At 49.4% G+C, this 24733-nt stretch carries 25 protein-coding genes and 1 tRNA gene; 14 read left to right on the top strand and 12 right to left on the bottom strand.

The genetic code is table 11. The features are described 5' to 3' along the window. The first annotated feature begins 12 nt into the window (after positions 1 to 12). The 6 genes from FH755_RS08335 to FH755_RS08360 all read left to right on the top strand — a co-directional run bounded on the left by FH755_RS08335 (position 13) and on the right by FH755_RS08360 (position 4079). Entirely contained in the window at positions 13 to 756 is a 744-nt protein-coding gene (locus FH755_RS08335) for a dienelactone hydrolase family protein (protein ID WP_292440486.1), read from the top strand. Positions 757 to 894: 138 nt separating this feature from the next. Next, positions 895 to 1329 carry a chemotaxis protein gene (locus FH755_RS08340; protein ID WP_292440488.1) on the top strand — a complete coding sequence of 145 codons (435 nt, stop codon included), beginning with the start codon at positions 895 to 897 and terminating at the stop codon, positions 1327 to 1329. Between the two features lie 214 nt (positions 1330 to 1543). After that, positions 1544 to 1619, top strand: a tRNA-Val gene (locus FH755_RS08345). A 340-nt stretch (positions 1620 to 1959) separates the two neighbouring features. Next, positions 1960 to 2862, top strand: coding sequence for a phytanoyl-CoA dioxygenase family protein (locus FH755_RS08350; protein ID WP_292440490.1), 903 nt, complete (start codon positions 1960 to 1962; stop codon positions 2860 to 2862). Positions 2863 to 2983: 121 nt separating this feature from the next. Further along, positions 2984 to 3319: a hypothetical protein gene (locus FH755_RS08355; protein WP_292440492.1), complete on the top strand. Its 336-nt coding sequence runs from the start codon at positions 2984 to 2986 to the stop codon at positions 3317 to 3319. A gap of 40 nt (positions 3320 to 3359) precedes the next feature. Next, entirely contained in the window at positions 3360 to 4079 is a 720-nt protein-coding gene (locus FH755_RS08360; RefSeq protein ID WP_292440494.1) for an SDR family NAD(P)-dependent oxidoreductase, read from the top strand. Between the two features lie 2 nt (positions 4080 to 4081). On the opposite strand, the gene FH755_RS08365 is transcribed toward FH755_RS08360, so the two are convergent. Continuing rightward, the gene (locus FH755_RS08365) at positions 4082 to 4738 is read right to left on the bottom strand and encodes a hypothetical protein (protein WP_292440496.1); all 657 of its coding nucleotides are present in this window, start codon (positions 4736 to 4738) and stop codon (positions 4082 to 4084) included. A gap of 180 nt (positions 4739 to 4918) precedes the next feature. Between FH755_RS08365 and FH755_RS08370 the strand changes: the two genes are divergently transcribed. Beyond that, positions 4919 to 6121 (top strand): hypothetical protein, encoded by a 1203-nt coding sequence (locus tag FH755_RS08370; RefSeq protein ID WP_292440498.1) that lies wholly within the window; start codon positions 4919 to 4921, stop codon positions 6119 to 6121. Between the two features lie 6 nt (positions 6122 to 6127). On the opposite strand, the gene mltF is transcribed toward FH755_RS08370, so the two are convergent. Next, complete coding sequence (gene mltF, locus FH755_RS08375; RefSeq protein ID WP_292440500.1) at positions 6128 to 7492, bottom strand: membrane-bound lytic murein transglycosylase MltF; 1365 nt, start codon at positions 7490 to 7492, stop codon at positions 6128 to 6130. A gap of 197 nt (positions 7493 to 7689) precedes the next feature. Here mltF and FH755_RS08380 point away from each other — a divergent pair, with 197 nt between their 5' ends. After that, the gene (locus FH755_RS08380) at positions 7690 to 8019 is read left to right on the top strand and encodes a hypothetical protein (protein ID WP_292440502.1); all 330 of its coding nucleotides are present in this window, start codon (positions 7690 to 7692) and stop codon (positions 8017 to 8019) included. Between the two features lie 23 nt (positions 8020 to 8042). Here the strand turns inward: FH755_RS08380 and FH755_RS08385 are convergent, their stop codons facing one another. From FH755_RS08385 to FH755_RS08395, 3 genes are all read right to left on the bottom strand, one after another. After that, positions 8043 to 9710, bottom strand: coding sequence for a glucan biosynthesis protein (locus tag FH755_RS08385; RefSeq protein ID WP_292440504.1), 1668 nt, complete (start codon positions 9708 to 9710; stop codon positions 8043 to 8045). A gap of 267 nt (positions 9711 to 9977) precedes the next feature. Further along, a complete protein-coding gene (locus FH755_RS08390; protein ID WP_292440506.1) occupies positions 9978 to 10946 on the bottom strand; it encodes a response regulator in 969 nt (322 codons plus the stop codon). A gap of 129 nt (positions 10947 to 11075) precedes the next feature. Beyond that, complete coding sequence (locus FH755_RS08395) at positions 11076 to 12053, bottom strand: LysR family transcriptional regulator (RefSeq protein WP_292440508.1); 978 nt, start codon at positions 12051 to 12053, stop codon at positions 11076 to 11078. Between the two features lie 161 nt (positions 12054 to 12214). Between FH755_RS08395 and FH755_RS08400 the strand changes: the two genes are divergently transcribed. Both FH755_RS08400 and FH755_RS08405 read left to right on the top strand, forming a co-directional pair. Next, positions 12215 to 13789, top strand: coding sequence for a PAS domain-containing methyl-accepting chemotaxis protein (locus tag FH755_RS08400; protein WP_292440510.1), 1575 nt, complete (start codon positions 12215 to 12217; stop codon positions 13787 to 13789). Positions 13790 to 13811: 22 nt separating this feature from the next. Beyond that, complete coding sequence (locus FH755_RS08405) at positions 13812 to 15926, top strand: EAL domain-containing protein (protein WP_292440512.1); 2115 nt, start codon at positions 13812 to 13814, stop codon at positions 15924 to 15926. A 46-nt stretch (positions 15927 to 15972) separates the two neighbouring features. Here the strand turns inward: FH755_RS08405 and fae are convergent, their stop codons facing one another. The 5 genes from fae to mtgA form a co-directional block, all read right to left on the bottom strand. Continuing rightward, a complete protein-coding gene (gene fae, locus FH755_RS08410) occupies positions 15973 to 16524 on the bottom strand; it encodes a formaldehyde-activating enzyme (RefSeq protein ID WP_292440514.1) in 552 nt (183 codons plus the stop codon). Between the two features lie 180 nt (positions 16525 to 16704). Then, on the bottom strand, positions 16705 to 17154 hold the full coding sequence (locus tag FH755_RS08415; RefSeq protein ID WP_292440516.1) for an RT0821/Lpp0805 family surface protein: 450 nt from the start codon (positions 17152 to 17154) through the stop codon (positions 16705 to 16707). Between the two features lie 406 nt (positions 17155 to 17560). Further along, positions 17561 to 18310, bottom strand: coding sequence for a DUF4168 domain-containing protein (locus FH755_RS08420; RefSeq protein WP_292440519.1), 750 nt, complete (start codon positions 18308 to 18310; stop codon positions 17561 to 17563). A 369-nt stretch (positions 18311 to 18679) separates the two neighbouring features. After that, positions 18680 to 19759: an NAD(P)-dependent alcohol dehydrogenase gene (locus FH755_RS08425; RefSeq protein WP_292440521.1), complete on the bottom strand. Its 1080-nt coding sequence runs from the start codon at positions 19757 to 19759 to the stop codon at positions 18680 to 18682. Positions 19760 to 19878: 119 nt separating this feature from the next. Then, complete coding sequence (gene mtgA / locus FH755_RS08430) at positions 19879 to 20574, bottom strand: monofunctional biosynthetic peptidoglycan transglycosylase (protein WP_292440523.1); 696 nt, start codon at positions 20572 to 20574, stop codon at positions 19879 to 19881. 143 nt (positions 20575 to 20717) lie between these two features. Here mtgA and FH755_RS08435 point away from each other — a divergent pair, with 143 nt between their 5' ends. Then, complete coding sequence (locus tag FH755_RS08435; RefSeq protein WP_292440525.1) at positions 20718 to 21041, top strand: hypothetical protein; 324 nt, start codon at positions 20718 to 20720, stop codon at positions 21039 to 21041. A gap of 12 nt (positions 21042 to 21053) precedes the next feature. On the opposite strand, the gene FH755_RS08440 is transcribed toward FH755_RS08435, so the two are convergent. Then, complete coding sequence (locus tag FH755_RS08440; RefSeq protein ID WP_292440526.1) at positions 21054 to 22211, bottom strand: HD domain-containing phosphohydrolase; 1158 nt, start codon at positions 22209 to 22211, stop codon at positions 21054 to 21056. A gap of 183 nt (positions 22212 to 22394) precedes the next feature. Here FH755_RS08440 and FH755_RS08445 point away from each other — a divergent pair, with 183 nt between their 5' ends. After that, positions 22395 to 22670: a cupin domain-containing protein gene (locus FH755_RS08445; RefSeq protein ID WP_292440528.1), complete on the top strand. Its 276-nt coding sequence runs from the start codon at positions 22395 to 22397 to the stop codon at positions 22668 to 22670. A gap of 104 nt (positions 22671 to 22774) precedes the next feature. Beyond that, positions 22775 to 23428 carry a protein-L-isoaspartate(D-aspartate) O-methyltransferase gene (locus tag FH755_RS08450; RefSeq protein WP_292440529.1) on the top strand — a complete coding sequence of 218 codons (654 nt, stop codon included), beginning with the start codon at positions 22775 to 22777 and terminating at the stop codon, positions 23426 to 23428. A 3-nt stretch (positions 23429 to 23431) separates the two neighbouring features. On the opposite strand, the gene FH755_RS08455 is transcribed toward FH755_RS08450, so the two are convergent. Further along, positions 23432 to 23842 (bottom strand): DUF6647 family protein, encoded by a 411-nt coding sequence (locus tag FH755_RS08455; protein WP_292440531.1) that lies wholly within the window; start codon positions 23840 to 23842, stop codon positions 23432 to 23434. Positions 23843 to 23980: 138 nt separating this feature from the next. Between FH755_RS08455 and FH755_RS08460 the strand changes: the two genes are divergently transcribed. Then, the gene (locus FH755_RS08460; RefSeq protein ID WP_292440533.1) at positions 23981 to 24727 is read left to right on the top strand and encodes a Mut7-C RNAse domain-containing protein; all 747 of its coding nucleotides are present in this window, start codon (positions 23981 to 23983) and stop codon (positions 24725 to 24727) included. The last annotated feature ends 6 nt before the right edge of the window (positions 24728 to 24733 follow it).

A 24733-nucleotide genomic window follows, 5' to 3' on the forward strand; every position in this document is an offset into this window, starting at 1 on the left:
AGCGGACTCACTATGAAAATTCAAAGCGATTTTGTTGATCTGGATACTCCCACCGGCGTCATGCGTACCTATATCCACCGTCCGGTCGGGGATGGCAGTTATCCGGTCATTCTGTTTTATTCAGAGATCTTCCAGCAGACCGGTCCCATAGAACGCGCAGCCCGCTTAATGGCAAGCCACGGTTATGCAGTACTGGTGCCCGAAGTCTTTCATGAGCTGAATCCGATTGGCACCGTGCTCGGTTACGACGACGCCGGTCGTGACAAGGGGAATGCCGATAAGGAAGCCAAGGATGTTCAGGCTTATGATTCAGACAATGCTGCCATGATCGAATACGTCAAAACTCAGCCATGGAGCAACGGCCATATCGGCGCGATGGGTTACTGCATTGGTGGCCACCTGGCGTTTCGTGCTGCATTACAACCGGAAGTCAAAGGGACAGCCTGTTTTTACGCCACCGACCTGCATATCCAGAAAATCCCTAATAAACCGGGCCAGCACAGTATGGAACGTCTGGGCGATATCAAAGGCGAACTGCTGATGATCTGGGGCAAGCAGGATAACCATGTACCGCGTGAAGGACTGGATAAGATTCATCACCTGCTGAACCAGACGAATATCAGGTTTACCTGGCATGAGTTCAATGCCGAGCACGCATTTATGCGTGATGAAGGAGACGGCGGCCGCTACGATGCCCAGACTGCGATGCTAGGTTACCAGCTGGCGTTAAACCTGTTTAGCCGGACACTGCGCTAATCAGTCAGACGGACATTTTACCTAGAGAGGGGAGCCTGCCTTTGCCAGCCTCCCCTTTTTCAATTATGTTAACTGCGTCACATAATCATGCTGATCACAAGCGCAATATTCGCTTAGTGACTTTTGAGTATAGAAGCGATGACGCAACACAAGAAAACGCCCATGCTACTCAGCTGGCATGAAGAGTTTGAGCAGCATAAAGAAATCATTGATGAACAGCATCGTGCGATTCTGGCCAGCATCAATTCTGTCCATTACCTGTTTTTGAAAAGAGAAGAAAACAACCTGATCAAACATGTCATGATGCTTTACTCCCAGCTACAAATGCACTTCAAAACAGAACTGCTGATCCTGCGTCAGTACGAGTCGCCACTGGTCACAGACTATGAAAAGCAGGCTAATGATTTTCTCGATGCCCTGCTCGATGTCTGTGAGGTCAAAAACCTTGATAGCCAGACCCAGGAATTATTCGAGAAATTCAGAATCTGGTGGAAAAACCATCTGACCCTGCATCAGCAAATCACACCTTATTTATTTAAATGGGATGGCGAATTTTGCAGGGTAGTTGCCTGATCACTATTCATCGTCACTCATGTTGAGGTTTGGCAAGATATCAACATGAGCTCGGGGAGTGAAGAAATCGCAGAGATTCTCTTCATTCTCCCTTTTTGATGTCATTTGCATGATTGAGCTGACGCTAAGCTTTTCTTTCTTCATAGGTTTCCAAAAAAGTTGGAACAAAGCCTTCACATTCTGCAAAGATGTTGTAGAATGCCACGCTTTCTTGGGGTGCTTAGCTCAGCTGGGAGAGCATCGCCCTTACAAGGCGAGGGTCGGGGGTTCGATCCCCTCAGCACCCACCAAGAATTCCTCCAATATCCAAACCGCGCCTGCCTCACAATTGGCACTGGCAGCTCATATTTTCCCTTTATCCTCGTCATTGTTTCCCGTTTTCAACAGGACTTTTAATGCCTGTGATAACGGGTTTAGTCATTTCAAATCCTCGCATGGTCCGCAAGTCATTGTATGGCGGTCTAATGGTGCATTTAAGCGCTTCGATCTCGCCATGATTGCCTATGCACACGGGTATCTGTGGTAGTTAAAATTCAAAAATTTGTCTGTTACGCTTAAGTTTAAGATCAATTGCTTTGACGAGTTATTTTTTCTTCAACTGATAAATAAGAACAAAAGGAGGCATACAAAATGAATGCTGCTCAGGATTGCTACCCGTCCCGAGTAGGAAAAAAAGAGGAAATTCTGGAGCGACTGGACCCGGTCGTTTATGACTACGAAGAACCTACGAGTCCATATGCATTAAACCGGAATCAGTTAGCTCAATTTGAACGGGATGGATTCATCACGCTACCAGATTTTCTACCGGAAATGGTTGAGCCGCTGGTGACAGAAATCGGCAAAATGAAACAGCAAATGGCCGGCCGCGAAGAACTGGTCACCGAACCCGATAGTCATGAGCTCAGGAGTATTTTTGCCCTGCATCAGCACAGTGACTTGATGGACAGATTCTCCCGCGATCGCCGGATCCTCGACATCGTTAATCAACTGCTGGGCTCCGATGTCTACCTGATGCAGTCACGGCTCAACATCAAACCGGCGTTTAAGGGAAAATCTTTTTCCTGGCATTCAGACTTTGAAACCTGGCACGTCGAAGATGGCATGCCCCGTATGCGCGCTGTCACCGTATGGCTGATGCTTGATGAGAATAATGAATTCAACGGCCCGCTTTACGTCGTGCCGGGCTCACATAAAAAATATGTGTCCTGCCAGGGAACAACTGAGCTGAATAACCACCAGAAATCACTCAAAAAACAAGTCGCCGGTGTGCCTGAACCGGAAAGCATTAATCAGATTCTCAAAGATAACGGTCTGGTCTCAATCAAGGGCAAGCCAGGCACCCTGGTGATTCATGAATGTAACCTGCTGCACGGCTCACCGGATAATATCTCCCCCTGGCCTCGGTCCGTGTTGATGTTCGTCTATAACAGTGTGGAAAACAAAGTCATCGAGCCATACAGTAATCTGAAACCGCGCCCTGAATATCTTTCGAGTTCAGATCAGTCGCCACTGAAACCTGTTGATAATAATTAATCGATTGCCCGTGATGACATCAAAAAGCCAACCCCTGTGTTGGCTTTTTGATGTTAGTCGAGTTTGCCAGCCTATTAGTAAACATTCAGAATGACAGCTGTTCGTCAACTTCTGGATTCACATGGAAAACAATGCCAACTCAGTCATGACCCTCTATCACTGGAATATTCTGGTTTTGCCTGATGAGCAGGAAATTTTTGTCGGTTTACGACAGCGGCCCGAGACGGTGCCACCGTTTAAGCCGGCCGATGACGAGGATGAGTTGCTGCCATTTACACTGCGTAACAGCAGCCCGATTCGGGAGTTTGATCAGCAGCGTGGCGTCGGCTTTACCGAGTCTGGACGCCGTTATGTCGTCATCGGTCAGCCCAGCGATCCGACCGGCATGATTCGACTCAGTGTCAGCCAGATGATGCCGGCGAGTGATATTCAGTGGAAATACAGTTTCGCTGATTAGGACGACGGAAATTTCACAGCCTGAGGCTGACAGTGCAGGCATGACACACTCAGCATTGATTATCGGCGGTGGCAGTCATATCGGCCGGGCCATCATCAACCAGCTTCTCCAATCAAAACAGCCGGCGCAGATTACTGTCGTCAGTCGCGGCAGCCAGCCTTCAATATACAAAGGTTTAGCCTGGCATCAGTCAGATTATTCTGAAGCCTCAATGGCCAGGCTCGTGAACACATTTAACGAATCGGGGCGATATTATGACCAGGTTTTTATTTGCCATGGCATTCTGCATGATGACCAGGTCAGCCCGGAAAAACGCCTGGAAGATCTCGATTCAGACTCGATGCAGCACGTTTTTCAGGTTAATGCCATCACACCGGCACTCTGGCTCAAACATCTGCTGCCATTGTTAAAACAGTCTGCCCTATGCAAAGTCGCGATATTCAGTGCCCGGGTGGGCAGTATTGACGACAATCACTTAGGTGGCTGGTACAGCTACCGTGCCAGCAAAGCGGCTTTAAATATGCTGCTCAAATCTGCGGCTGTTGAATATGCCCGCCGCGCACCGGAGGTAAAATTGCTGGCTTTTCACCCGGGCACCGCCGATACTCCATTATCGAGACCCTTCAGCAAAAATGTGCCTGAGGGCAAGCTGTTTCAGCCGACATTTGTCGCGGAACGATTGCTCGCAATTCTCGACTCGCTGGAACCGGACGGCGAGCTGTCTTTTCTGGACTGGCAGCATGAACGCATCGCCTGGTAAATCTATTGACCGGTCATTTCACTGAATATCTGCTTCATGATTACCGGATCAACATCTTCTTCCAAAATCGCTGACACCTGCAGCAGTCCGATTTGTGCCCTGAGGTGCTGTTTTAAAGCCGCCCGCTGAAAATATTCTCGCGATTTCTCAAAATCCGGACGTTCACCTTCGGTCTGCATAATTGCTTCGGCCAGCAGGGTTTCTGCCAGGGTGTTTTGCCTTGCAGCCGCTTTTTGCAGGTAGTGTTTTGATTTTTGTGGGTCCCGCTCAACCAGATCCGTGACCGGTAGCTGGAAATTCTCGACATAGTTCTGCATTTTGGGAGAAGGCACCATCACCAGATTAGACAAGACCTGCCCTTCCCCCGCCTTATTGGGCAGACTGAATAATAGCCCCAGCAACGTCTGTGCATGAATATTGTCCTGTTCTGCCAATGCAGTAAATGCCTCCAAATCAGTCTGTTCGAGTTGTTTCACTAAATCCACCGCGAACTTTTCGTATAGATTGGGATGCGTGTCGGGATCGATGCCACCGCTGGTGAAAAGTTCAATTGCGACCGGGACATTCAGCGTCCCTGCCGCTTCCTCTGCGTTTAATTGCAGCGCTGTCAGACTCAGCAATAAAGCCACCAGCGATATCAGTTTTTGTTGGAAAGTCATAAGGCATCTCTTATCAGTACTCTGATTAAGGACAGGCAGCAGCTTAAAAAAGTCCCGCTTTTGACACGTTGGGCCTGCATTGCTGCAACGAGCCCCGGATTGCTTTTGCGATGAGCGCATAACATGACACAATTAACAGGCAGTTTTTGAATCTATTCCGCTGACCGGGAGTACCCCGTCATGCCTCATCGACGCGACCGTATTTGCAACTACCTGATGGTCATCACCTTAATGCTGTCATTGTCTGGGTGTGGCCTGTTCCTGCCTGATGATGAGGCGACCTGGGTATTAAAGGATCTCGCTGCCGCTGATGAGGCGTCCTATCTTAAGCAAATCACCTGTCCGCCTTACCGCGAAGTCGTGTCATATCAAGTCGACGGTGAGCAGTACGAGGCTGATTTATATACTCCCGGCAAAGCCCCGCTCGCTGCCATCGTGTTATCACCGGGGCTGGCTGAAGCCGGAAAAAATGATTCCCGTCTGGTCAGTTTTGCTCATACCCTCGCCCGCGCTCGATTTATGGTGCTCATTCCGGATTTAGCCAACCTCCGTCAGCTTAAAGTGCGGCGGCAGGATGTACAGGGCCTGATGGATGCATTCGAGTATCTGCGTAACCGGTCCGGACTGAAAAAGGACACGCCAGCCGGGGTCGGTGGATTCAGTTACATGGCAGGTCCTGCTGTGCTCGCCGCGCTTGGTTATCCACGACCAGAGCAGGTGGACTTTGTGCTGTCGGTCGGGGGCTATTATGACCTGAATCAGGTCGTCCGCTACTTCACTACCGGCTATTTCCGCGAAAATGGCGAATGGCAGCATAAAGAGCCCAACCATTACGGTAAATGGGCTTTTGTGATGAGCAATGCAGATTTGCTGGACAGCGAGCAGGATCAGCAGACACTGACCCGGATTGCCAAACGCAAACTGGCTCAAGCGGATGCTGATATCGAGGACTTACGCAGCAAGCTCAGCGCTCAGGGCAAGGCTGTTCTGGCGCTGATCGACAATAAACAACGCGAACGTAGTGATGATTTATTAGCCAGTCTGCCCGCCGCGATGAAAGAACAACTGGCCATGTTGAACCTCGCCAATAAAGATTTATCAGCACTCGAAGCAGAGTTACTGCTGGTTCATGGCACTGATGACAGCATTATTCCTTACACCCAGAGTCAGGCTCTGGACAGCAGCCTGCCTGAAAACCAGGCGCAATTATTTCTGATCGATGGCCTGGCACATGTCGACTTACAGCCATTACAACTGGATCAACAGGCTGCCTGGCGGGCCATCCATGCCCTGCTCTCCTTCAGAAACCCGGTCGCACAATCATCCTCAGGCTGCACTGAAAATACGCTAGACGATCACCATCAGGGTGATAACTCAAATTAAAACCGGTTATTCAAGCTCATTGCCGAGGATATGCTGGTACTCTCTGATTCGCTGTACATAACGCACGGGCTCGGTGCCTCTGGCGTAACCATATCTGAGATTTTTATAGTATTTTTTCTTGGTCAGTAATGGCAGTACCTTTTTCATGTCATGCCAGACGTAGGGATTAAGATTCAGTTGCCGAGCCAGAGACTGGGCATCATGCATATGCCCCCTGCCAATATTGTAAGCAGCCAGACCAAGGTAAAGCCTGTCCTCGTTCATCACCTCATCCCTGAAACGGCTCATCATTCGTCTCAGATAGCGGGCGCCACCCATGATACTTTGCTTGGCGTCAGTTCTGTCCACAACATCCATAGCCTCAGCTGTGTTCCTGGTCAGCATCATTATGCCCTTCACCCCGGTGGGCGACACCGCATCCGGGTCCCAATGAGATTCCTGATACGCCTGTGCGAGAAGCGTAGTCAGAGGCAAATCATAGCGTTCAGCCGCAACCCGGAAAAACTTTTTATAACGTGGTAAACGCTTATCAACCCGACGCTTGAGCACGCTCACATCAACGTAATCGAATTCTCTGAAATAACCATAGTAACGATCTTCCAGCCTATCCGGTTGAGCGCTTTTTTGGAACTGTTTGAACCAGGCTTCAAGCTCAGTTTGAAGTTCATGGGCACCAGCTGGCAGGTAGAGGGCGACGGGCTGGGAATCGGTTATCTGCATCATCACTCTGAGCTCAGGAAAATACCGCCTGTTGATTTTCACGATAGTGGCGTCAGCGACTGTGCAATCGACGCGCTCCTCAGCGACCTGCTCAAGCAACTCTTCAGTAGAAAACCTGTCGGTTTCCTGCCATGCCAGTGCCGTGTTTTTATTCTGTTTGATTTCAGCCAGACGTTCAGCGTAGCTGCTGTCAGCAACAACACGGATAGTGACCTCGGAAAGCTCATCATAGCCTTCCGGGTTAAAGCCATCACGATGACAGACTAAAACCTGGTGGACACTGTCATAAGCCGGGCCCACGAGAAACCTGTGTTTTCTGGATTCCAATACCGTTAGCCCTGCAGCGGCTATATCCGCCTTACCAGTGCTCAAGGCATTGAATACATCGCCAATGCTGTCTTCAACAATGAATTCCGGCTCCAGACCTAAATACTGACTGTAGAGGCGGCCCAAATCATACTCAAATCCGGTCGGTTGACCATCAGCATTGATATACCAGCTTGTGGGCGCATTACGAGTGACAATTCGGAGTTTCCCAGCACTTTTGATCGCTTCAAAAGTGCTGTACTGTTCGTTTTGCGGGGTCTCATCACATCCAGCGAGAAAGACGCTGAAAACAAGTAGCCATTTCAGCAGTTTAAATCGATACATGTTTTTAAGATGCCATCATTAAACTGGATTTACCAATGACGAGAAACGTTCAAGCATCATCAGATTTGGCTGAGGTCGCCTGAGAAGGTCTTATTAAGCCGCCATGACTGTGTCAGCCTGCCGCTATGATACCGATTGCCAGAAACGCTATTGCGCGCTACTGTTTCTAATCAATTTCCTTGCAAAGGTGATAAAAAATGCTGATAAAAACCGCTTTTTTGTTACTCAACTCAAGCATGGCCAATGTGTCAGCCCAACCCCTCGATCGTGACAATATCACCAGTTGCGCCTATCAGGCTGGTACTGCCTATGAAATCCAGCAAATACGACATAAAGAGGGTCACAACTGGGAAGAGTTTGAAGCTAACATCAGGAAGATATACAGCGAGTCACAAGGCCGTAAAGATTTGCTCGCCATCGCCGGACAGGTCTTTATTCAGCCTGTAGAGACTGACGCTGACACCATTCACGATCAGATTTTCGATGCCTGTGTGCAGCGTCAGCAGGGAACCGAACCATTAACCTGATATGCCAGATAACAAGACAGCCATCATTTCAGATGGCCGGCATTGTGAAGTTTACGCTCAGCCTGTGGTGGTGGCGTCCACTGATAAACCCAGGTTTCCGTCAGCGGTTGTCCATTAACCACGAGATGAGCACGCAGATCAATCGGTTGTGTACTGTTTTCCGGCGGTACCAGATCAAACATGATCCGATAGCCTTCGATCGCATTTTGCGGCCGTGCCGAAGTAATTTCGACCCTGCCGTCAGAACTGCTAATGACTGCTTCGACCTCCGCATCCTCGGCAAGCATTGATAAACGCCCGCCGGCAAAGTCAATAACGAAACGTTTACTGTAATATTCCCGCTTTTTGCCGATGACGCCGCCAAGCCCAGTGAAGGTATCGACCACTTTTGCCAGTTCCGCTTTTGTCGGCAGGTTACTGCCCCAGTACATGTTATAGCTGTAAAGCAACTCCTCACCGGGCTCTACAGGCTTTGCCGGGTTCCAGAAGGCAACTATATTGTCGAAGGTTTCATCAAGCGTCGGTATCTCGGCCAGTTGTACCGCGCCCTTCCCCCAGTCATTGAGCGGTTCTATCCAGAGACTGGGCCTCAGGTTATAGAAGACACCGTCATCCTGATAATGATCAAAATCACGATCACGCTGCATCAGACCAAAGCCTTTGGGATTGTTATCTGAAAATGAATTGAATCGCAGCTGTCTTGGATTCACCAGCGGGCGCCATATCCATTCATCGCCCCCCGTGTGCATGAACAAACCATCAGAGTCATGAATTTCGGGACGCCAGTCCCAATTGGCACGACGGCTGTTCTCACCGATCATGTACATACTGGTCAGGGGCGCTATGCCCAGACGCTCGATCGGCGTGCGTGGATAAATCGCTGCATCGACCCTGTTTTTCAGCACGCCCCCCGGTTGTATTTCGAAGCGGTAAGCACCCGACACGCTGGGCGAATCAAGCAGGGCATAAACAATGACCTTATCGCTGCCAGGTTGCGGTTTTTGTAACCAGAAGTGAGTGAACATCGGAAATTCTTCCGCTTCTGCCAGGGCCGTGTCTATTGCCAGTCCTCGTGCCGATAGACCATATTGCATTTCTTTACCCACAGCACGGAAGTAACTGGCCCCAAGGAAGGAAATAAAATCGCGTTTCCAGTCATTCTGAAACTGCATTCTGAAACCGGCAAAACCCAGATCAGCGGGTAATGCTTCACTGTTTATGTCGGATTTACCGTAATTGAACATGGAGGGAGAGTATTCGACGCGTGTGACTACCCCTTCGTCGAGTTCATAAACCTGAACCGGCTTTTCAAAGTAGAGCCCCAGATGAAAAAGCTCGGTTCTGAAAGCAAGGTCATCCTCACGCCACAGGGCACTGTCTCTGTTAAATTGAATTTGCTGGTATTCATCCCAATCCATCCCCCTCAGTGATTCGGGTAATTCGTTCTGCTGATCTTGATAGGGTTTCTCAGCCAGGGATTTGGCGTAGCCTTTCAACCAGGCATAGGAAAAAGGTTCCCCGGAGGGAGCAAGGATTTGATCTTCTGCCTCTGCCCGCAGCGAAAACAATACAAACACGCTGAAAATAAGTGCAATCCATTGAAGCCGTCGGTGCCGCTTTTCAGCCGGGTTCAATGAATGGCCGTGTTTAGGTGAATCATGATTAAGCGTTGGATTTGCCGGATAATTCAAATGTCTGCTCTCCCTACATTATTTGACGCGCCTGTCTGTGCGACAAGCTGATGAGGCATCTATGTCCGTCAGGAATGATTAAGACTGAGTTCGACGCATATTGACCTGAACACCGCTCAGTATCTCAAATGTAAAATTCAGAAGATTTGAAACTGCACTCAAAATTCAGATTCTGGTGGCCCGGCGGCAGAATCAGAAACGGTATGAATGACCAGCGGCTGTAGTGCGGGACGTTTTTATCAGGCCCAAATAAGCAGGAGTTTGAGTTTAGTTTTTCGCTTGCGCGCGGCGGTAATCTGCAAAATCGACGACCCGGGTGTTTCGACTGGAAGAGAGCGTAATCAAATCAGTGTTTTTACCGACACTATGGAGATTGGTGAGGATAATTTCAGTTTGCTGCAAAAGGCTCTCAACTGGCGTCATCGCTTGCTCAGGCCTTATCACCAGTCCAGCGATTAAAAACGAAGAGTCCGCTTCGGCCTCAGTGGCATAATCGCGAACAATGGCGCGTTCGATGCGCTGCATCAGGTTTTGATGACTATCCGGATCACTTTCAGCGAAGAACAGAAACTCATCATCCCGGAAACGCACAACAATATCACTCTGCCTCAGAATCCGGGCCAGTTGCCCCGCCAGTTCAATATAGATTTTGTCATGCACATCGTGTTTGAAACGACTCTGCTTATCAGTATTGAGACGAACATGGCAATGGACCAGTAGTCCCTGGTTATGACTTTGCCGGGACAGCCTTGAGAGTGCGGCACTGATAGCCCTGAGTCCGGACTGCCGGTTCATGATGCCGGTCACCGCGTCATACTGGAGTTTCTCTTGTAATTTCTGGTTGGCCACCAGCAGCGCCAGTTGGGTTTTTATCAGGCGCCGGCCGAGCCGCAGCTTGGCTTCCATATCAATGCGGTTGATAGGTTTGGAAATAAAGTCATCCGCACCGGCGTTGAGAGCTTCAGCTTCAGCATGACGGTCCGTGTTGGCCGTCATGATTAAAATGAAAGGTTCCACCATCAGGTGCATACGTCTGACACGCTCACAAAGTTCAATGCCGGTGATCTCAGGCATAAACCAGTCCATGATGATTATGTCAGGCGCACCCGGTTTGTGAAGAATCTCAAGTGCCTCAACGGCTGAAGACACGGCAATAGGCCGGTAGTCGAGACTTTCCACAATTTTCTGGCAAAGTAAGGAGTCGATTTCCGCATCATCGACAATCAGGACTTTCATATGGTTTTGATAACTGGTTCACATAATTGTCACTATAGACCCGAATTAACCTAAAAACCAGCATCTTAGCGTCACTGCATCACGGCAGGCGGTAAGCTTGTCCGGCTGTGGGAGATCAACAAACCATCTTCAGTTATGAACCCCGACTTTTCCTGCTTTCTCCGTGATGACACCGTGGCCGCAGCAACGCTCCGGCGATAGCGTTTCCTGAATTTGCTGTTCAAACGCATTCAACCACTCGCCCCGGGCACTCTGCCTAGTTATAAAACTGTAATGAATCTGGGGCACCGGTGGACTTAATGGCTTGAAACAGGTGCCCTTGAGACAGGCTGTCGCCATCGACACGGCGATAAAGGCAATACCGGCACCTGCAGCCACAAAACCAATGGCGGCATGACCTGACTGCGCTTCTAAAATTTTTCGGGGAACAAAACCGGCAGCTTCGCAATGACTGGTGATTTCATCGTAAAGCATCGGGTTCATTTTTCTCGGGAACAGGATCAGCGTCTCTCTGGCCAGAGTTGACAGCGATACCACGTCCATCCCTGCCAGGAAATGATTATCCGGCACCATCAGTCCGAGCGGTTCGGGTCTGATATCTATACATCTGAGTTGAGGCTCATCAGGCCGTGACATGATAAAAGCGCCATCCAGTTGCTGCTGACTGACATCATCAATCAACTTATCTGTCATCGCCTCGGAAAACTCGAACTCATAATTAGGTAGCTCCTGACGGATTTCTCTGATGAGGTGGGGAAAGAAACTGGCCATCGCTGCACAGGTATAACCGATTTTGATAGTTTGCTCATTCCTGTCTTCAGTGATTAGGGAGGACGTTGTCTGATAAAGCTGCTCCAGCACCATGGGCAGGGTACTGTATAAAGCCTCTCCCGCCTTTGTCAGTAATACCTGATTTTTGTCCCTGACAAACAGTTTGCAGTCCAGTGCCGCTTCCAGCTGAGCGATATGTTTGGATAAAGCCGGCTGGGAAATAAACAAGGAATCGGCAGCGCCCCGGAAACTCAATTTTTCTGCTACAGCCAGAAATGACCTGAGTTGCTTAAGGTCATATTTGAACTGATAACTTCGTGCAATCAGCTGATTCATAATTAGTATTAGACCTTTTCAGTAAATAGCTTATAACCTCGACTACGTCACATTTTTTTCTTCCAAGGAAAAAATGTTTACTAGCGGTTCCTAGTAGTGCTTTGTCTTTCAGAACACTTTGGGTGCTGGAGAGAAGCGGCTGCTGAGAATAGGAGGTAGCCATGAAGATTAATGAACCAGTTACTCAGGTAGAGGAAAGCTATTCGAATACTGCCAATATTCTTTCCACTACAAATAGTAAGGGAATTATCAGCTATGTCAATAAAGACTTTATTGACATCAGCGGCTTCACGGAAGAGGAACTCATTGGTAAAAGTCACAATATTGTGCGGCATCCGGATATGCCGCCGGAAGCCTTTTCCATGCTCTGGGACAGGCTTAAATCAGGGCAGTCCTGGATGGGCCTGGTCAAAAACCGTTGCAAGAATGGTAATCACTACTGGGTTGATGCCTACGTCACCCCCACGATCAAAGACAATGGTGAGCTTGAGTATCAGTCGGTCAGACGGAAACCTTCCCCGGAACGGGTGGCAAGAGCCCATCAACTGTACCAAGGAATCCGGGCCGGCAAGAAGATGAAGCAGCTCCGTAATCAGCTGCCTTTCCGGGTAAGCATGCTGCTATGGGTCAGTTTACCGGTCCTGTTTTCGCTCCTGGTCAGCTTGCTTTTCCCTACCCTCTCACCGGCTTTTTTTGTTCTCGCTGGATTAGCCGTTTCAGCTGCTGGCCTGTGGCGTTCCGGTCAGTCTCTGCAGGACCTGTTCAAGCATGCCAGTGAGATTCTTGATGATCCGGTTGCGCGCTATGTTTACACCGGCCGCCGGGATGAAGTCGGCAATCTGATGCTTGCCATGCGGTTTCTGGAATCTGAAACGGCAGGCCTGATTGGTCGTATTGCTGACAGTGCCGGTGCGATGGGTCACAGAACCCAATCACTGGGAGATGCCATCGTTGCCTCCAAAGGCTATGCGGAACAGCAGTTTAATGAAACCGAGCAGGTTGCTACGGCGATCAATGAAATGGTGGCCTCGATTCAGGAGGTCTCAAAAAATGCGCAAAACACCAGCCTGATGGCCAGTGAAGGCTTGCAGGCAGTGGAAAAAGGGCAAGCGGTTATTAACACCACCACCCAAGTGAACAGGCAACTGCAGGAAAGCTTTGTTCAGGCATCAGACACCATCAGAGCCCTGGAAAAAAGCAGTCAGGACATCGCTATCGTTCTGGATGTGATTAATGATATTTCCGAGCAGACCAACCTCTTGGCGCTTAATGCGGCGATTGAGGCGGCCCGGGCCGGAGAAGCCGGTCGCGGCTTTGCTGTTGTCGCCGATGAGGTTCGCTCTCTGGCCAGCCGCACGCGGGTATCCACCGAAGAAATCCGGGGCATGGTCGACCAGTTGCAGAGCGACGCGACTTCAGCGGTCAAAGCGATGCAACAGGGAATCAATCATGCAGAAATGAGCGCGGAACAAAACAAGGAAATCGTTGCGGCTTTTGAGCATATTTTGCAGACGATAGAAAACATTAATGATATGACCCGGCAAATTGCGGCAGCGGTAGAAGAACAAAGCACGGTCTCGGAAGAAATCAATAAAAGTATTCACACCATCCGAGATTCCTCTGATCGGAATTATAAAGAAGCCGATCACACCGTCAGCATCAGCGAGCACCTGCGTCAGGTCATCACAAGCTTCAATGAGCTGGCAACTCAATTCTGGGCTAAACAAACGGACTAAAGCAGAATCAGATGGAATTTTTATGCTCAATCTGAAAAATCATCCTGTCATTCTGGAGGAAATATTCAAGCGCTCGCAGGAAGGCATTATCGTCACCGATGAAAAGGTCAATATCATTGCCTGTAATGATACTTTTTGCCGGATTACCGGCTACAGCCGGGAAGAACTATTGGGTAACAACCCGAGTATGCTTAGCTCCGGTAAACACGACAAGGATTTCTATGCCACTATGTGGCAGACCATTAAAGAAAATGGCTGGTGGCAGGGTGAAGTCTGGAACCGTAATAAACTAGGCGAATTTTATGCCGAGTTACTGACGGTCAACCGGCTACAGCTCACCCCGGATCAGCCACCGTTTTATATTGGTATGATGTCTGACATCACTAAAATGAAAGAACATCATGCCACGCTGGAAAAGTTGGCCCATTATGATTCTCTGACCGCCCTGCCCAATCGTAACCTGCTGGAAGATCGCTTTGAGCGTGCCATTGCCAAGTGCGATCGGATGCAGGAGATGCTGGCAGTCTGCTTTCTGGATCTGGATGACTTCAAACCGGTCAATGATACCTATGGCCATTTTGTGGGTGATTTACTGCTGATTGAACTGACTCAGCGCATTAAAAATACCATTCGCGAGCAGGATACGGCTTCCCGTTATGGTGGCGACGAGTTTGTATTACTGCTGGGAGAACTCCACAGCCGTCAGGACTGTGAAATGGTGCTGAATAAATTACTCCACGTACTCAGTGAGCCCTATGAGATTGAAGGTCATAGCATCAATATCGGCGCTTCTATCGGCTATACAGTTTATCCCTTTGACCGGGGGTCGCTGGAGTCGCTGATAGATCATGCCGATCAAACACTTTACAGAGTCAAAAACAGTGGTAAGAACGGCATTTCCATGTATGGCGATACCACCCTCGCCAATCAGAGTTCACGGTTCAGTTTCAATCAGCCTGAAGTACTCTCTGCTATAAGCGCCGGTGAAATGCGGCTGCACTTTCAGCCCAAGTTAAATATTGCCAATGGTGAACTGATTGGTTTTGAAGCACTGGTTCGCTGGCAACACCCTGTAAAAGGCCTGTTGATGCCGCTTGAGTTTCTACCCACCATCAATGAATCCGATGTCGAAATCAGTCTCGGTTTATGGGTGATTCGTGAAGCACTGACACACATGCAGCGATGGCACGAACACGGCCTGAAACTCACTGTCAGCGTCAACCTCTCTGCCTATCAGCTTGCCCGCGGTAGTTTTATCGAGACCCTGAGCAAAATCTGTCAGGACTTTCCCAATACTGATTTGAGCTATTTCCAGATTGAAATTCTTGAAAGTCACGCACTTGATGAGCTGTCCACAATCAAAAACGTCATCCGTGCCTGTAAAGAACAACTCAATATCACAACGGCGCTGGATGATTTCGGTACCGGTTATTCGTCCTTGAGTCATATCCGTACTTTGCCCATTCAGTCAGTCAAAATCGACCAGTCCTTCGTGCGCAATATGCTCAATGACCCGAATGATTTCAAGATCGTTGAAAGCGTAATATCTCTGGCGACCTCATTTGATATTGATGTGATTGCCGAAGGTGTTGAATCACTCAAACATGGACAGATTCTGTTATGCATGGGTTGCAAACTGGTACAAGGTTACGCGATTTCAAAACCAATACCTGCTGACAATGTGCTGGCATGGTCCTGTGACTTTATTGCCCCGGCGTTGTTGCTGGAGGAGTATCGCAAAATCAGTTGTCTGCGCGTTTCACAGTTACGTTTATTCGCACATTTTCTTGATGTAGAGCTGGAGCATGCAAGACGCCGTATCCTGCCTTCGGATCCGATACGCAGAACATTGCGTCCTGATCATATGTTTAGAGAAAACAGTCACTGCCGTTTCTGGCTTAAAAAAGCCTTCCACATGCATTTCCTTGAACATACCTTTCTGCATTATGTGGATCAGGAATACACTCGCCTGTCACACCTCATCAGCAATTGCCTGACTTTGCTCAAATGTGGTGATGAGACTAATGCCGTTAAGGACATACAGATAGCAGAAGCGCAGTATCGCAAACTGCTGAGTGTGATCGATAAAAAACTGGATCGGCTTAATCAGGATGCCTCAATGAATCTGGTTCATTGAAGTCTCGACAGTCAGCCAGGAGCGGCCGACTGTCGATAGCAGCGTTCTACCAGAGTGACTCGCCGGTTTCCGGGTTGTACATTTCGTGGTGGATGGTATCGCGGTTTTTGATCAGCTCATCGATGCTGGGTGAACCGCTCATGGCACGTTGAATCGCCAGTTTCATCGCTTCATAGTTTGTGCGATAGAGGTCTTTACGGTCCACATCAGGGTTGGCCGCTGCTTCCGGTGAGATCCAGATCATGGCGATGATGCAGAGCTCTTCAGCATGTTCTTTGGGTATTACGCCTTCTATGACGCTATCCAGCACGGCATCAGCCACGGCTGATTGCACAACGCCACCAAACAGGGCGACATAGGAACCGGATTTAATCGTCACTTTCGGCACAATCATGGTGGCCGGTTTGACTTGCTGGTTGGTCGCCCGGATGGCAAACATGCGGGTATGCCCTTCTGTTTGTCCCATCAGGTTGGCAAAGGCGTTACCTGCTGGTCCTTTCACACTGCCGATCAAAATTTCAGGCATCGCATCGGTGCCCTGATCATCGCTGGCAAACACGGTGGCTTCACCGGTTCTAAACCAAACTGGTTCTGACATTGTTCCACTCCATAAAAATAAAAAAGCGCGCAATTTTATGCCTGTTTTTACAAGTCTCACAAGCATTTATTGATCATCGCCTGTTTGCAGTGAAAACAACATTCTCCAAAAGGATTACAAACTCAAACATGAGAGATAAAAAAAGCCGGCGAAGGCCGGCTTTTAAAGAAAACTTTTGATTTACTGGTTGACCCATTCCCCGCGCGAATTTCGACAGGCGGTGCCAGTCACTACTTCGCTGCGGCCATCCATGTAAACATCCATTTCATATTCACGGCAGGGTTGACCATCCGTGTTGTAAGTTCTGGTCGGGGTGAAGTCATAAGATGCACCGGTATCCGGGTTTTGCCAGCTGTTAGTGCGACCTGTCGGGTAGGTTTCAAGCGTACTGGCAGCCCGACGACGATCCAGTTCATCCATGTCGGCGCCAATTTTACCACCGATGATGGCCCCCAGCAGCGTACCACCGATGATCGCGGCTGTTTTACCGCTGCCGTCACCGATATTCGAAGCTAATACCCCACCGACAGCACCGCCGACGCCGGTTCCAACTGTCTGTTTGTCCATGGTGCAGCCAGCCAGAATCAGAGGTAGACTGAAAGTAATACACAAAATGAGTCTCGATTTCATAGCTTCTCCTTAATTACGGCTCATACAAAAATTTAGACTGGATGACAGCATAACTGGTTCAAAGCTCGTGGACAGAATCTCTGTTTTGTGACAACTGGTTCACAGCTTGAGCAGTCAATAAATCTGCGTTCCAGGGCTTTCACATTATTTTCGCTACGGAGCATCTAGAATATGAATCTATTGACAGACTTGAGCAAGAACATGAATCAGGCCAAACCACCGTGTGTGACGAAGACCGTCGCTGAACGACTACCATGCCGGGGCTGCACCAGTAGCTGTAAACTTTATCCAATCTGTAATGGTACGCCTTGGCGCCTGGGTGAGACGCCACATCATCACACTGATAGCACGCATACAAAAAGCCGGGCTGGAGAGCCAGCCCGGCTTTTATAGTTTGTTTCAGCGCTTAGTAAGCGTGTTGTTTTCTCATCTTCTGAACACGGCTACGAAGCTTGGGATCAGCGTCGATGGCTAATGAAATATTGGCATATTCCTCACGATACAAGCCCGCTTTCTCAACAGCATCGGCCATCGCGCGTTTCGCCTCGACCAGCAACTCAGCGTCACGCTCATCGCTCGCTCTGAGGACTTTTTCAGAGTAGCGATCCCGGATTAGGGCCAGTTCATCCTGAACTGCAACATAGCTGAGCAACTGTTCCTCCGTAAACGCTGCATGAACCTTATTGCTCAGCGGCGCTTTTTCTTTCATGGCAATGATGTAACGGGTGCCGTACATCATATCCACGGGGAGATCGCGTTCTGTTTTTTGCTGAATATCTGCCCTCACACCCGGATGACTCTGAGCGGCAATAGCGACTCTGGAATAGCTGTCCACAGCCATGCCGCCTGCTTCAATGGTCCTGGTCATTGCCTGGGTGTACTCTTGCCCCAATTGTTTTCTGGCTTCAGCGTTTGGCGCGTTATCAATCCGGGCTGAGAAATTCTGTTCGATCGTTCTCAACTCATCCTGAACATCCGCAAAACGCTGAATATCCTCATCAACAAAATCAGCTTGTACATCCAGTCTGACCATCGGGGTGTGGTTGTACAGGCGCAGCACTTTAGTGTGCTGTCCGGCCCCGGCCATCGCTGTCATAGGGGCAGTGGACAGACCGGTTGCAATGAGTAATGTAAGCATTTTTTTTGCGGTATTCATAAATCCTCCTTAATTTTCCAACTTACTTTTAAGGTAGCGAAGACCATGCCATGCAATAAAAAATGCTAAGCAACTGTAATAAAACAGTTTTTAAGATTTCATTACGCGTGTGCAGATAAGACTGTGCCGATGTGGCACAAAGGCCTGTTCAGATGATACAGCTGTGTCATTTCGACACGGTTTGAAATCAGGCAAGCCTGGTTAGGGCGTGCTCAAGGTTCTGGCAGAACAAGTCTCGGCACAGCCCGCCTCACCAGTATGTTCCTGCGGAAATGCCTGTCTTATGCTCGTTTTCGCCGTCAACTTGGGAGATTAAATCTTCCATGACCGCCAAGCTTAAAACAGCGCTTTTAGCTCTGAGCACATTGGTTAGCCTGTGCTGATGGCCACCTTGAGCACACCATCACGCTGATGTGAAAATAAATCATAAGCTTCAACAATCTGCTCCAGATTGAATCGATGGGTGACCATCGGTGCCAGGTTCAGACGGCCGGATTGAATTACACTCATCAATCTGCGCATACGCTCTTTGCCGCCCGGACAGAGACTGGTGATGATTTTATGATCGCCGAGGCCAGCACTGAATGCGTTCAGCGGAATGGAAAGATCAGAAGAGTAAACCCCCAGGCTGGATAAAGTGCCGCCGGGTTTAAGCACACGCAACGCCGCTTCAAAGGTTTCCTGTTTACCCAGCGCTTCAATTGAAGCATCAACGCCACGACCACCGGTCAATTTCAGAATCTCATCCACCACATCGACTTTACGAAAGTCCAGAGTGATATCAGCGCCCATTTGCTTTGCCATGTTCAACCGCTCGTCGACACCATCGACCGCGATAATCAAACCCGCGCCGCGAAGCCGCGCACCGGCGGTCGCACTCAGCCCTATCGGGCCCTGTGCGAATATCGCCACAATATCTCCAATTTTAATATTGGCCGATTCCGCGCCGGCGAAGCCGGTTGACATGATATCGGGACACATCAGTACCTGTTCATCAGTCAGTTCATCCGGCACGGGGGCCAGGTTCGCCTGTGCGTCCGGCACCAGCAAAAATTCCGCCTGGGCGCCATCAATGGTATTGCCGAAACGCCAGCCCCCCATCGGCTTGTAGCCATGCCCATGGGTACCGCCATCCTGCGCTGGATGTCCGTCCTGGCAGGCGTAGGAATGGAATCCGGGACAGATAGCACCGGCAATAACCCGCTGACCTTCGTGATATCCGCGCACATTGCTGCCCAGCTTTTCGATGATGCCTACCGGCTCATGACCGATAGTCAAGCCTTTCTCGACCGGATACTCACCTTTGAGAATATGGACATCGGTGCCACAAATCGTCGTTGTGGTAATGCGGACAAGTGCCTCATTGTCACCAATGTCCGGCACCGGTTTATCTTCAATCTCGATTCGGCCAGGTTCAACAAAAACCGCTGCTTTCATCATTGCCGCCATGACACTCTCCTCTACTCACCTTGTACGCTAAAACTAGCAAGGGTAGATGACCGCTTCAAGACGGATCTGGCAACGGGCTGATCCAGATCAAGAATGTTCGCTTAATCTGAGAAAAAGGCTTATTGCAGGGGAGTTAACCAGGCGGTACCACCCAGTTTTTTCTGCTGTTGCAGATTCCATCGCGCACGATCAATAAGATGCTGTTCTGGTTGTGCCGGATTATAGTTGAGAGGACTGGGAAGAGTGGAAGCCAAAAGCGCTGATTGCATCGGCGTCAGCTGTGCTGCCGGTTTAGAAAAGTGATAGCGACTGGCCGCCTCCAGGCCGAAAACACCGTTCCCCCACTCTGCTATGTTGAGATAAACCTCAAGAATACGCTGCTTGCCCCAGGTGAGCTCAATCAGCAAGGTAAACCAGACTTCCAGTCCTTTCCTGAGCCAGCTGCGTCCGGTCCAAAGGTACATATTCTTGGCGACCTGCTGACTGATGGTACTGGCACCGCGCAATTCACGGCCCCTCGAGGCGGCTTTCACTGCTGAGACGATAGCATCAAAATCAAAGCCCCGATGCATCGGGAACCGCTGATCTTCTGAAGTCACCACCGCGAGTGCAGTCTGTTTGGGGATTTGTTCCCAGCTCAACCAGTGCTGATGCAGATAGAAGCTATCCTCACTGCTTAGCCAGCGATCGGCCATGACCATGGTGTAAGGTGGATTTATCCAACGAAATGGCACCACCATCAGCAGGCTGAGCGTGACACCTGCCAATATCAGCAGAAGCAGAGTGCGAATAAGGAGACGTTTGAAATTTTTCACATCGCGATCCTACCAGAAGCGCGTTATTGAGTGATTGTCTCTGTCATAGCGCTTGTGGCGCTATTAACTGTTTGGTTAGTATGAGAACATCGCCAGCTGAGGGCGGCTGCAGCGCTAAGCTGATAAACAAATATGGATGAATCATGAATAGAATTTTCCTTGCAGGCCTGATGATGACGCTCATGGGTTGTACCACTGCATCACCCAAACAATTTTACCGACCTGCCAATTCCGAATCCCAGCTTGAAATCAGCGGTCGCTTTAATCAGATCTCCTTTGAGCATCAGGTACTGATTAACGGTGAAACCGTGATCCAGGGTGACTTACCCTACAACTATGACGCTTTCAGTTTTTCAGGCACTTATCAGGGTCGCACTGTCAGCTCCGACTGCCAATGGAAAAAGAAAGTCGATCTTTCCTGCCTGGTGAGCATTGATGGCGAAAAAGCAGCCACGCTCACTTTCTAGACCTGAGCCAGCCTATGGGCGATTCATAGAGTCCTGCGCTGAACGCTTATCCTGTTCATCAGCAAGCAAATGAACAATACGCTCAAACTCCTCGCTTTCGTCTATAACGGCCTGGACACAATCCGGATCGAGCTTGCCAGCCCGGGTCATTAACTGCAGTTCATCAAGTGCGGCATCAACTGACCAGGCCTTCTTATAGGGTCGCCGGCTGGTTAAGGCATCAAAAATATCCGCTACGGCCGCAATCCGGGCTTCAAGTGGAATCTCATCTCCACAGAGGCCATTAGGATAGCCTGAACCATCCAGATACTCATGATGAAATGCAACAATATTCTGCATCAACTCAGTATCTCGCATATCAATCAGGTCATAATCAGCCAGTAGTCGCTGCAACAGTACAACACCCTTGTTGACGTGCGTTTTCATGATTTCCCGTTCTTCATCATTATGCCGGCCGGGTTTACACAGAATCCTGTCCGGCACGCCAATCTTGCCAATATCATGCAAGGCAGCAAACATAAAAATATGTTCAATCCACTCATCACTGAGCTGATACTTCGGTGCAAGACATTTGGCGATAATGTGGGCGTAATGCGACATTCTGTCGAGGTGCAAACCGGTCTCGAAATCTCGCATATCAGTAAAATCACGGGCGATCTTTGCCGTTGCCAGTAATGATTGCACCATCGACATTTCTGCCGTAATCGTCATATTGATGATTTGAACATGGAGAACCAGTTCACGCTCGACGCGCTCGCTGAAAACATCGCCCTCTATCGCATCAAAGAAGATAAAACCAATAAAACGTTGCCCATGTAATAGCGGCACAATAAAAGTTGAGAAGTAACCTTTCTCCCTCAACCAGGCGGCATGGTTGGCATCCAGGTTATCAAAGCCGGAATCTTCATTCACAACACAGTATTGCGTTTTCTGTGCAAGCTCCGCCAAATGCGGATTTTCCCCCAGACGCAGCTTATGCGGCTCTTCGCGCGCACCAGTCATACAACTGGTCAGGAATGTCTTGAGCTCGTCAGTCTGTCTGTCATAGAGCGCACAACTGAGACGGGTAACCGAAGGGAATTTTTGCATAACGGCCTGATGAAGCACTTCCAGCCGGCCATTTAAGGTATCCGGTTGATTGACCAGCATGGAGATAACTCTGGCATCCATTTCAACCTCCCACTCCTGTGTTTAGTTCGATACTACCGTTAGTTGGACGCTGAGAAAAGCTATTTCAAACCGGTTTTTAAATTCCCTTTCAGCAGCCAAGTTCTGCTACTATTCGCCAGCCGCGATGGCTGCGGTTTTAGCATTGCCCTGCTCAGCAGGGATTTTTTTATACAGGATCAATCAATGCCACAAATTATTATCGATAAGAACCCGACTGAAGCCCGTCTTCTGGAAATGGGTGTCGCCAACTGGGAAATCTGGGACTGCCCGGTCACAGAATTCAGACTGGATTTTGACGAAACAGAAAAAGCCTACCTGCTGGAAGGTGAAATCATCGTCACGCCGGATGGCGAGCCACCTGTTACCGTGGTTGCCGGTGACTATGTCGAATTCCCCGCCGGACTGAAAAGTTTCTGGCAAGTGACCAAACCACTTCGCAAGCACTACAGTTACGACTAGGCATCAAGGCATCTTCGGATGCCTTTTTCTTGTCCAGCCATTGGACTCTTCAGAAAGAAGGCGCACAATAAAACTATTGTTATTGATATCAATACCTGATTGCCATGGATGTTGATATAAAGTACATGCTGGAAAACATCGACCAGGAAGCCAGACTGACTGCCGACTATACTGGTCGACCGCGTTTTGCTGACAGCGTGATGAAAGCAATGGCACAGGTTAACCGGGCAGACTTTGTGCCTGATATTGCACAGTCCCGGGCGTTTCTGAACGCACCACTGGCCATCGGCCATGGTCAGACCATCTCCCAACCTTATATCGTGGCATTGATGACCGATCTGCTGGAACTTTCTCCGGATGATCGGGTACTGGAGTTAGGTACCGGTTCCGGATATCAGGCCGCTATTCTGGCCAAACTGGCGAAGCAGGTTTATACACTGGAACGGATCGGATCACTGGCCGACGCTGCCGCCGGCCGTCTGCAGGCACTCGGTTTTGACAACGTCAGCTGCAGGCATAGCAACGGTTATCACGGTTGGCCGGAAAAAGCCCCGTTTGACGCTATTATGGTCACCGCTGCCAGTCCTTTTGTACCACCAGCCCTGCTGGATCAACTAAAACCCGGCGGCCGCCTTGTTCTGCCTCTGGCAGAGACGGGGCTGTATCAGCAACTCACGCTCATCACCAAAGACGAACAAGGTCAGACCGAAACGAGGCCAGTATTGGCAGTCAGCTTTGTACCGCTGGTGGATGACTGATATTCAACTGTCACAGGCAGCTTCCAGCATAACGAGTTTAAAAGGATCCGACTGCTTTTCCATCTCATGCTCTACCCGCCATTGATCCTGCAGACGGTAGGCTTCGACCTCCAGTACGCCCCAGCAGGTATCAACATGCTCGGCATTATGCCATTGAATATAATGCACCAACTCATGCAGCAGCCGGGATTGATCGGCCGGGTTTTCCTGCTGGAACTGACCATGAAGGTAAATCGTCTGACGCTCGTTGTAAAAGCCTTTCAATTGCATGGCTTCACAGTTGCCCGCCTGTACACCGTAGTTCTGACACAGGTTGCCGACTTCGGTGATTGCCACATTAGGCAGTTCTACCTTCGTATCGTAGCCGGTATGGAAATGCAGCCAGGCCATCATAGATAACATTAGCGCGTCCATAAGCTTCTCCTGCAAATAAACAGGACATCCCCATTATGCGCTTGTCGTCAGCCAAGGCCAATTTTACAAGCTCACTTTAACAGGCCGTTTTATAAGGTCTATCATAGACCCAGTCTGAGCCAGTAAGGGTAAAACCATATGGCTTTATTAACGCTGCGATTCTACGAGGAGCTGAATGATTTTCTGCCGCCTCAAAAAAAGCAACAGCCCTTCTCTCACCCGATTGATCGCAAAGCATCAATTAAGGATGTGATTGAATCATTGGGTGTCCCGCATACCGAGGTCGAGCTGATCCTGGTTAACGGTCATTCGGTCGACTTTCAATACCAGGTCCAGGATCGTGATGAAATCAGTGTTTATCCGGTATTTGAAAGCTTTAACATCAGCCCGTTACTGCGACTGAGAGACAAACCCTTACGCCATCTGCGTTTTGTTGCTGACAGTAATCTCGGAAAACTCAGTCAATACCTGAGACTGCTGGGTTTTGACTGTCTGTATCGAAATGATTACGAAGATGCTGAGGTTGCCGAAATCAGTCATCAACAACATCGTGTCGTACTGACCCGGGACCGGCGTTTGTTGAAACGCAAAATCATTACTCACGGCTATTTCGTGCGTTCAGATCAACCCAGACAGCAAGTCGGCGAAATAATGTCGCGGTTTGATTTATACGACGATGCCGAGCCTTTTACCCGTTGCGTCAACTGTAACGGTCAGCTGGTGAAGATCAATAAAGCAGCAATCCTCGACAGAATCGAGCCGCTTACGCGCAAGCATTATGATGACTTTAAAATCTGCGAAGACTGTGGTCAGATTTTCTGGCCGGGCAGCCATTTTAAGCGTGCGGGCAGACTGTTGAAAGAATTGATTCCCAAGAGAGAATAAGTCCCG

The sequence above is a fragment of the Methylophaga sp. genome, assembly GCF_009711715.1.
Taxonomy (GTDB): Bacteria; Pseudomonadota; Gammaproteobacteria; order Nitrosococcales; family Methylophagaceae; genus Methylophaga.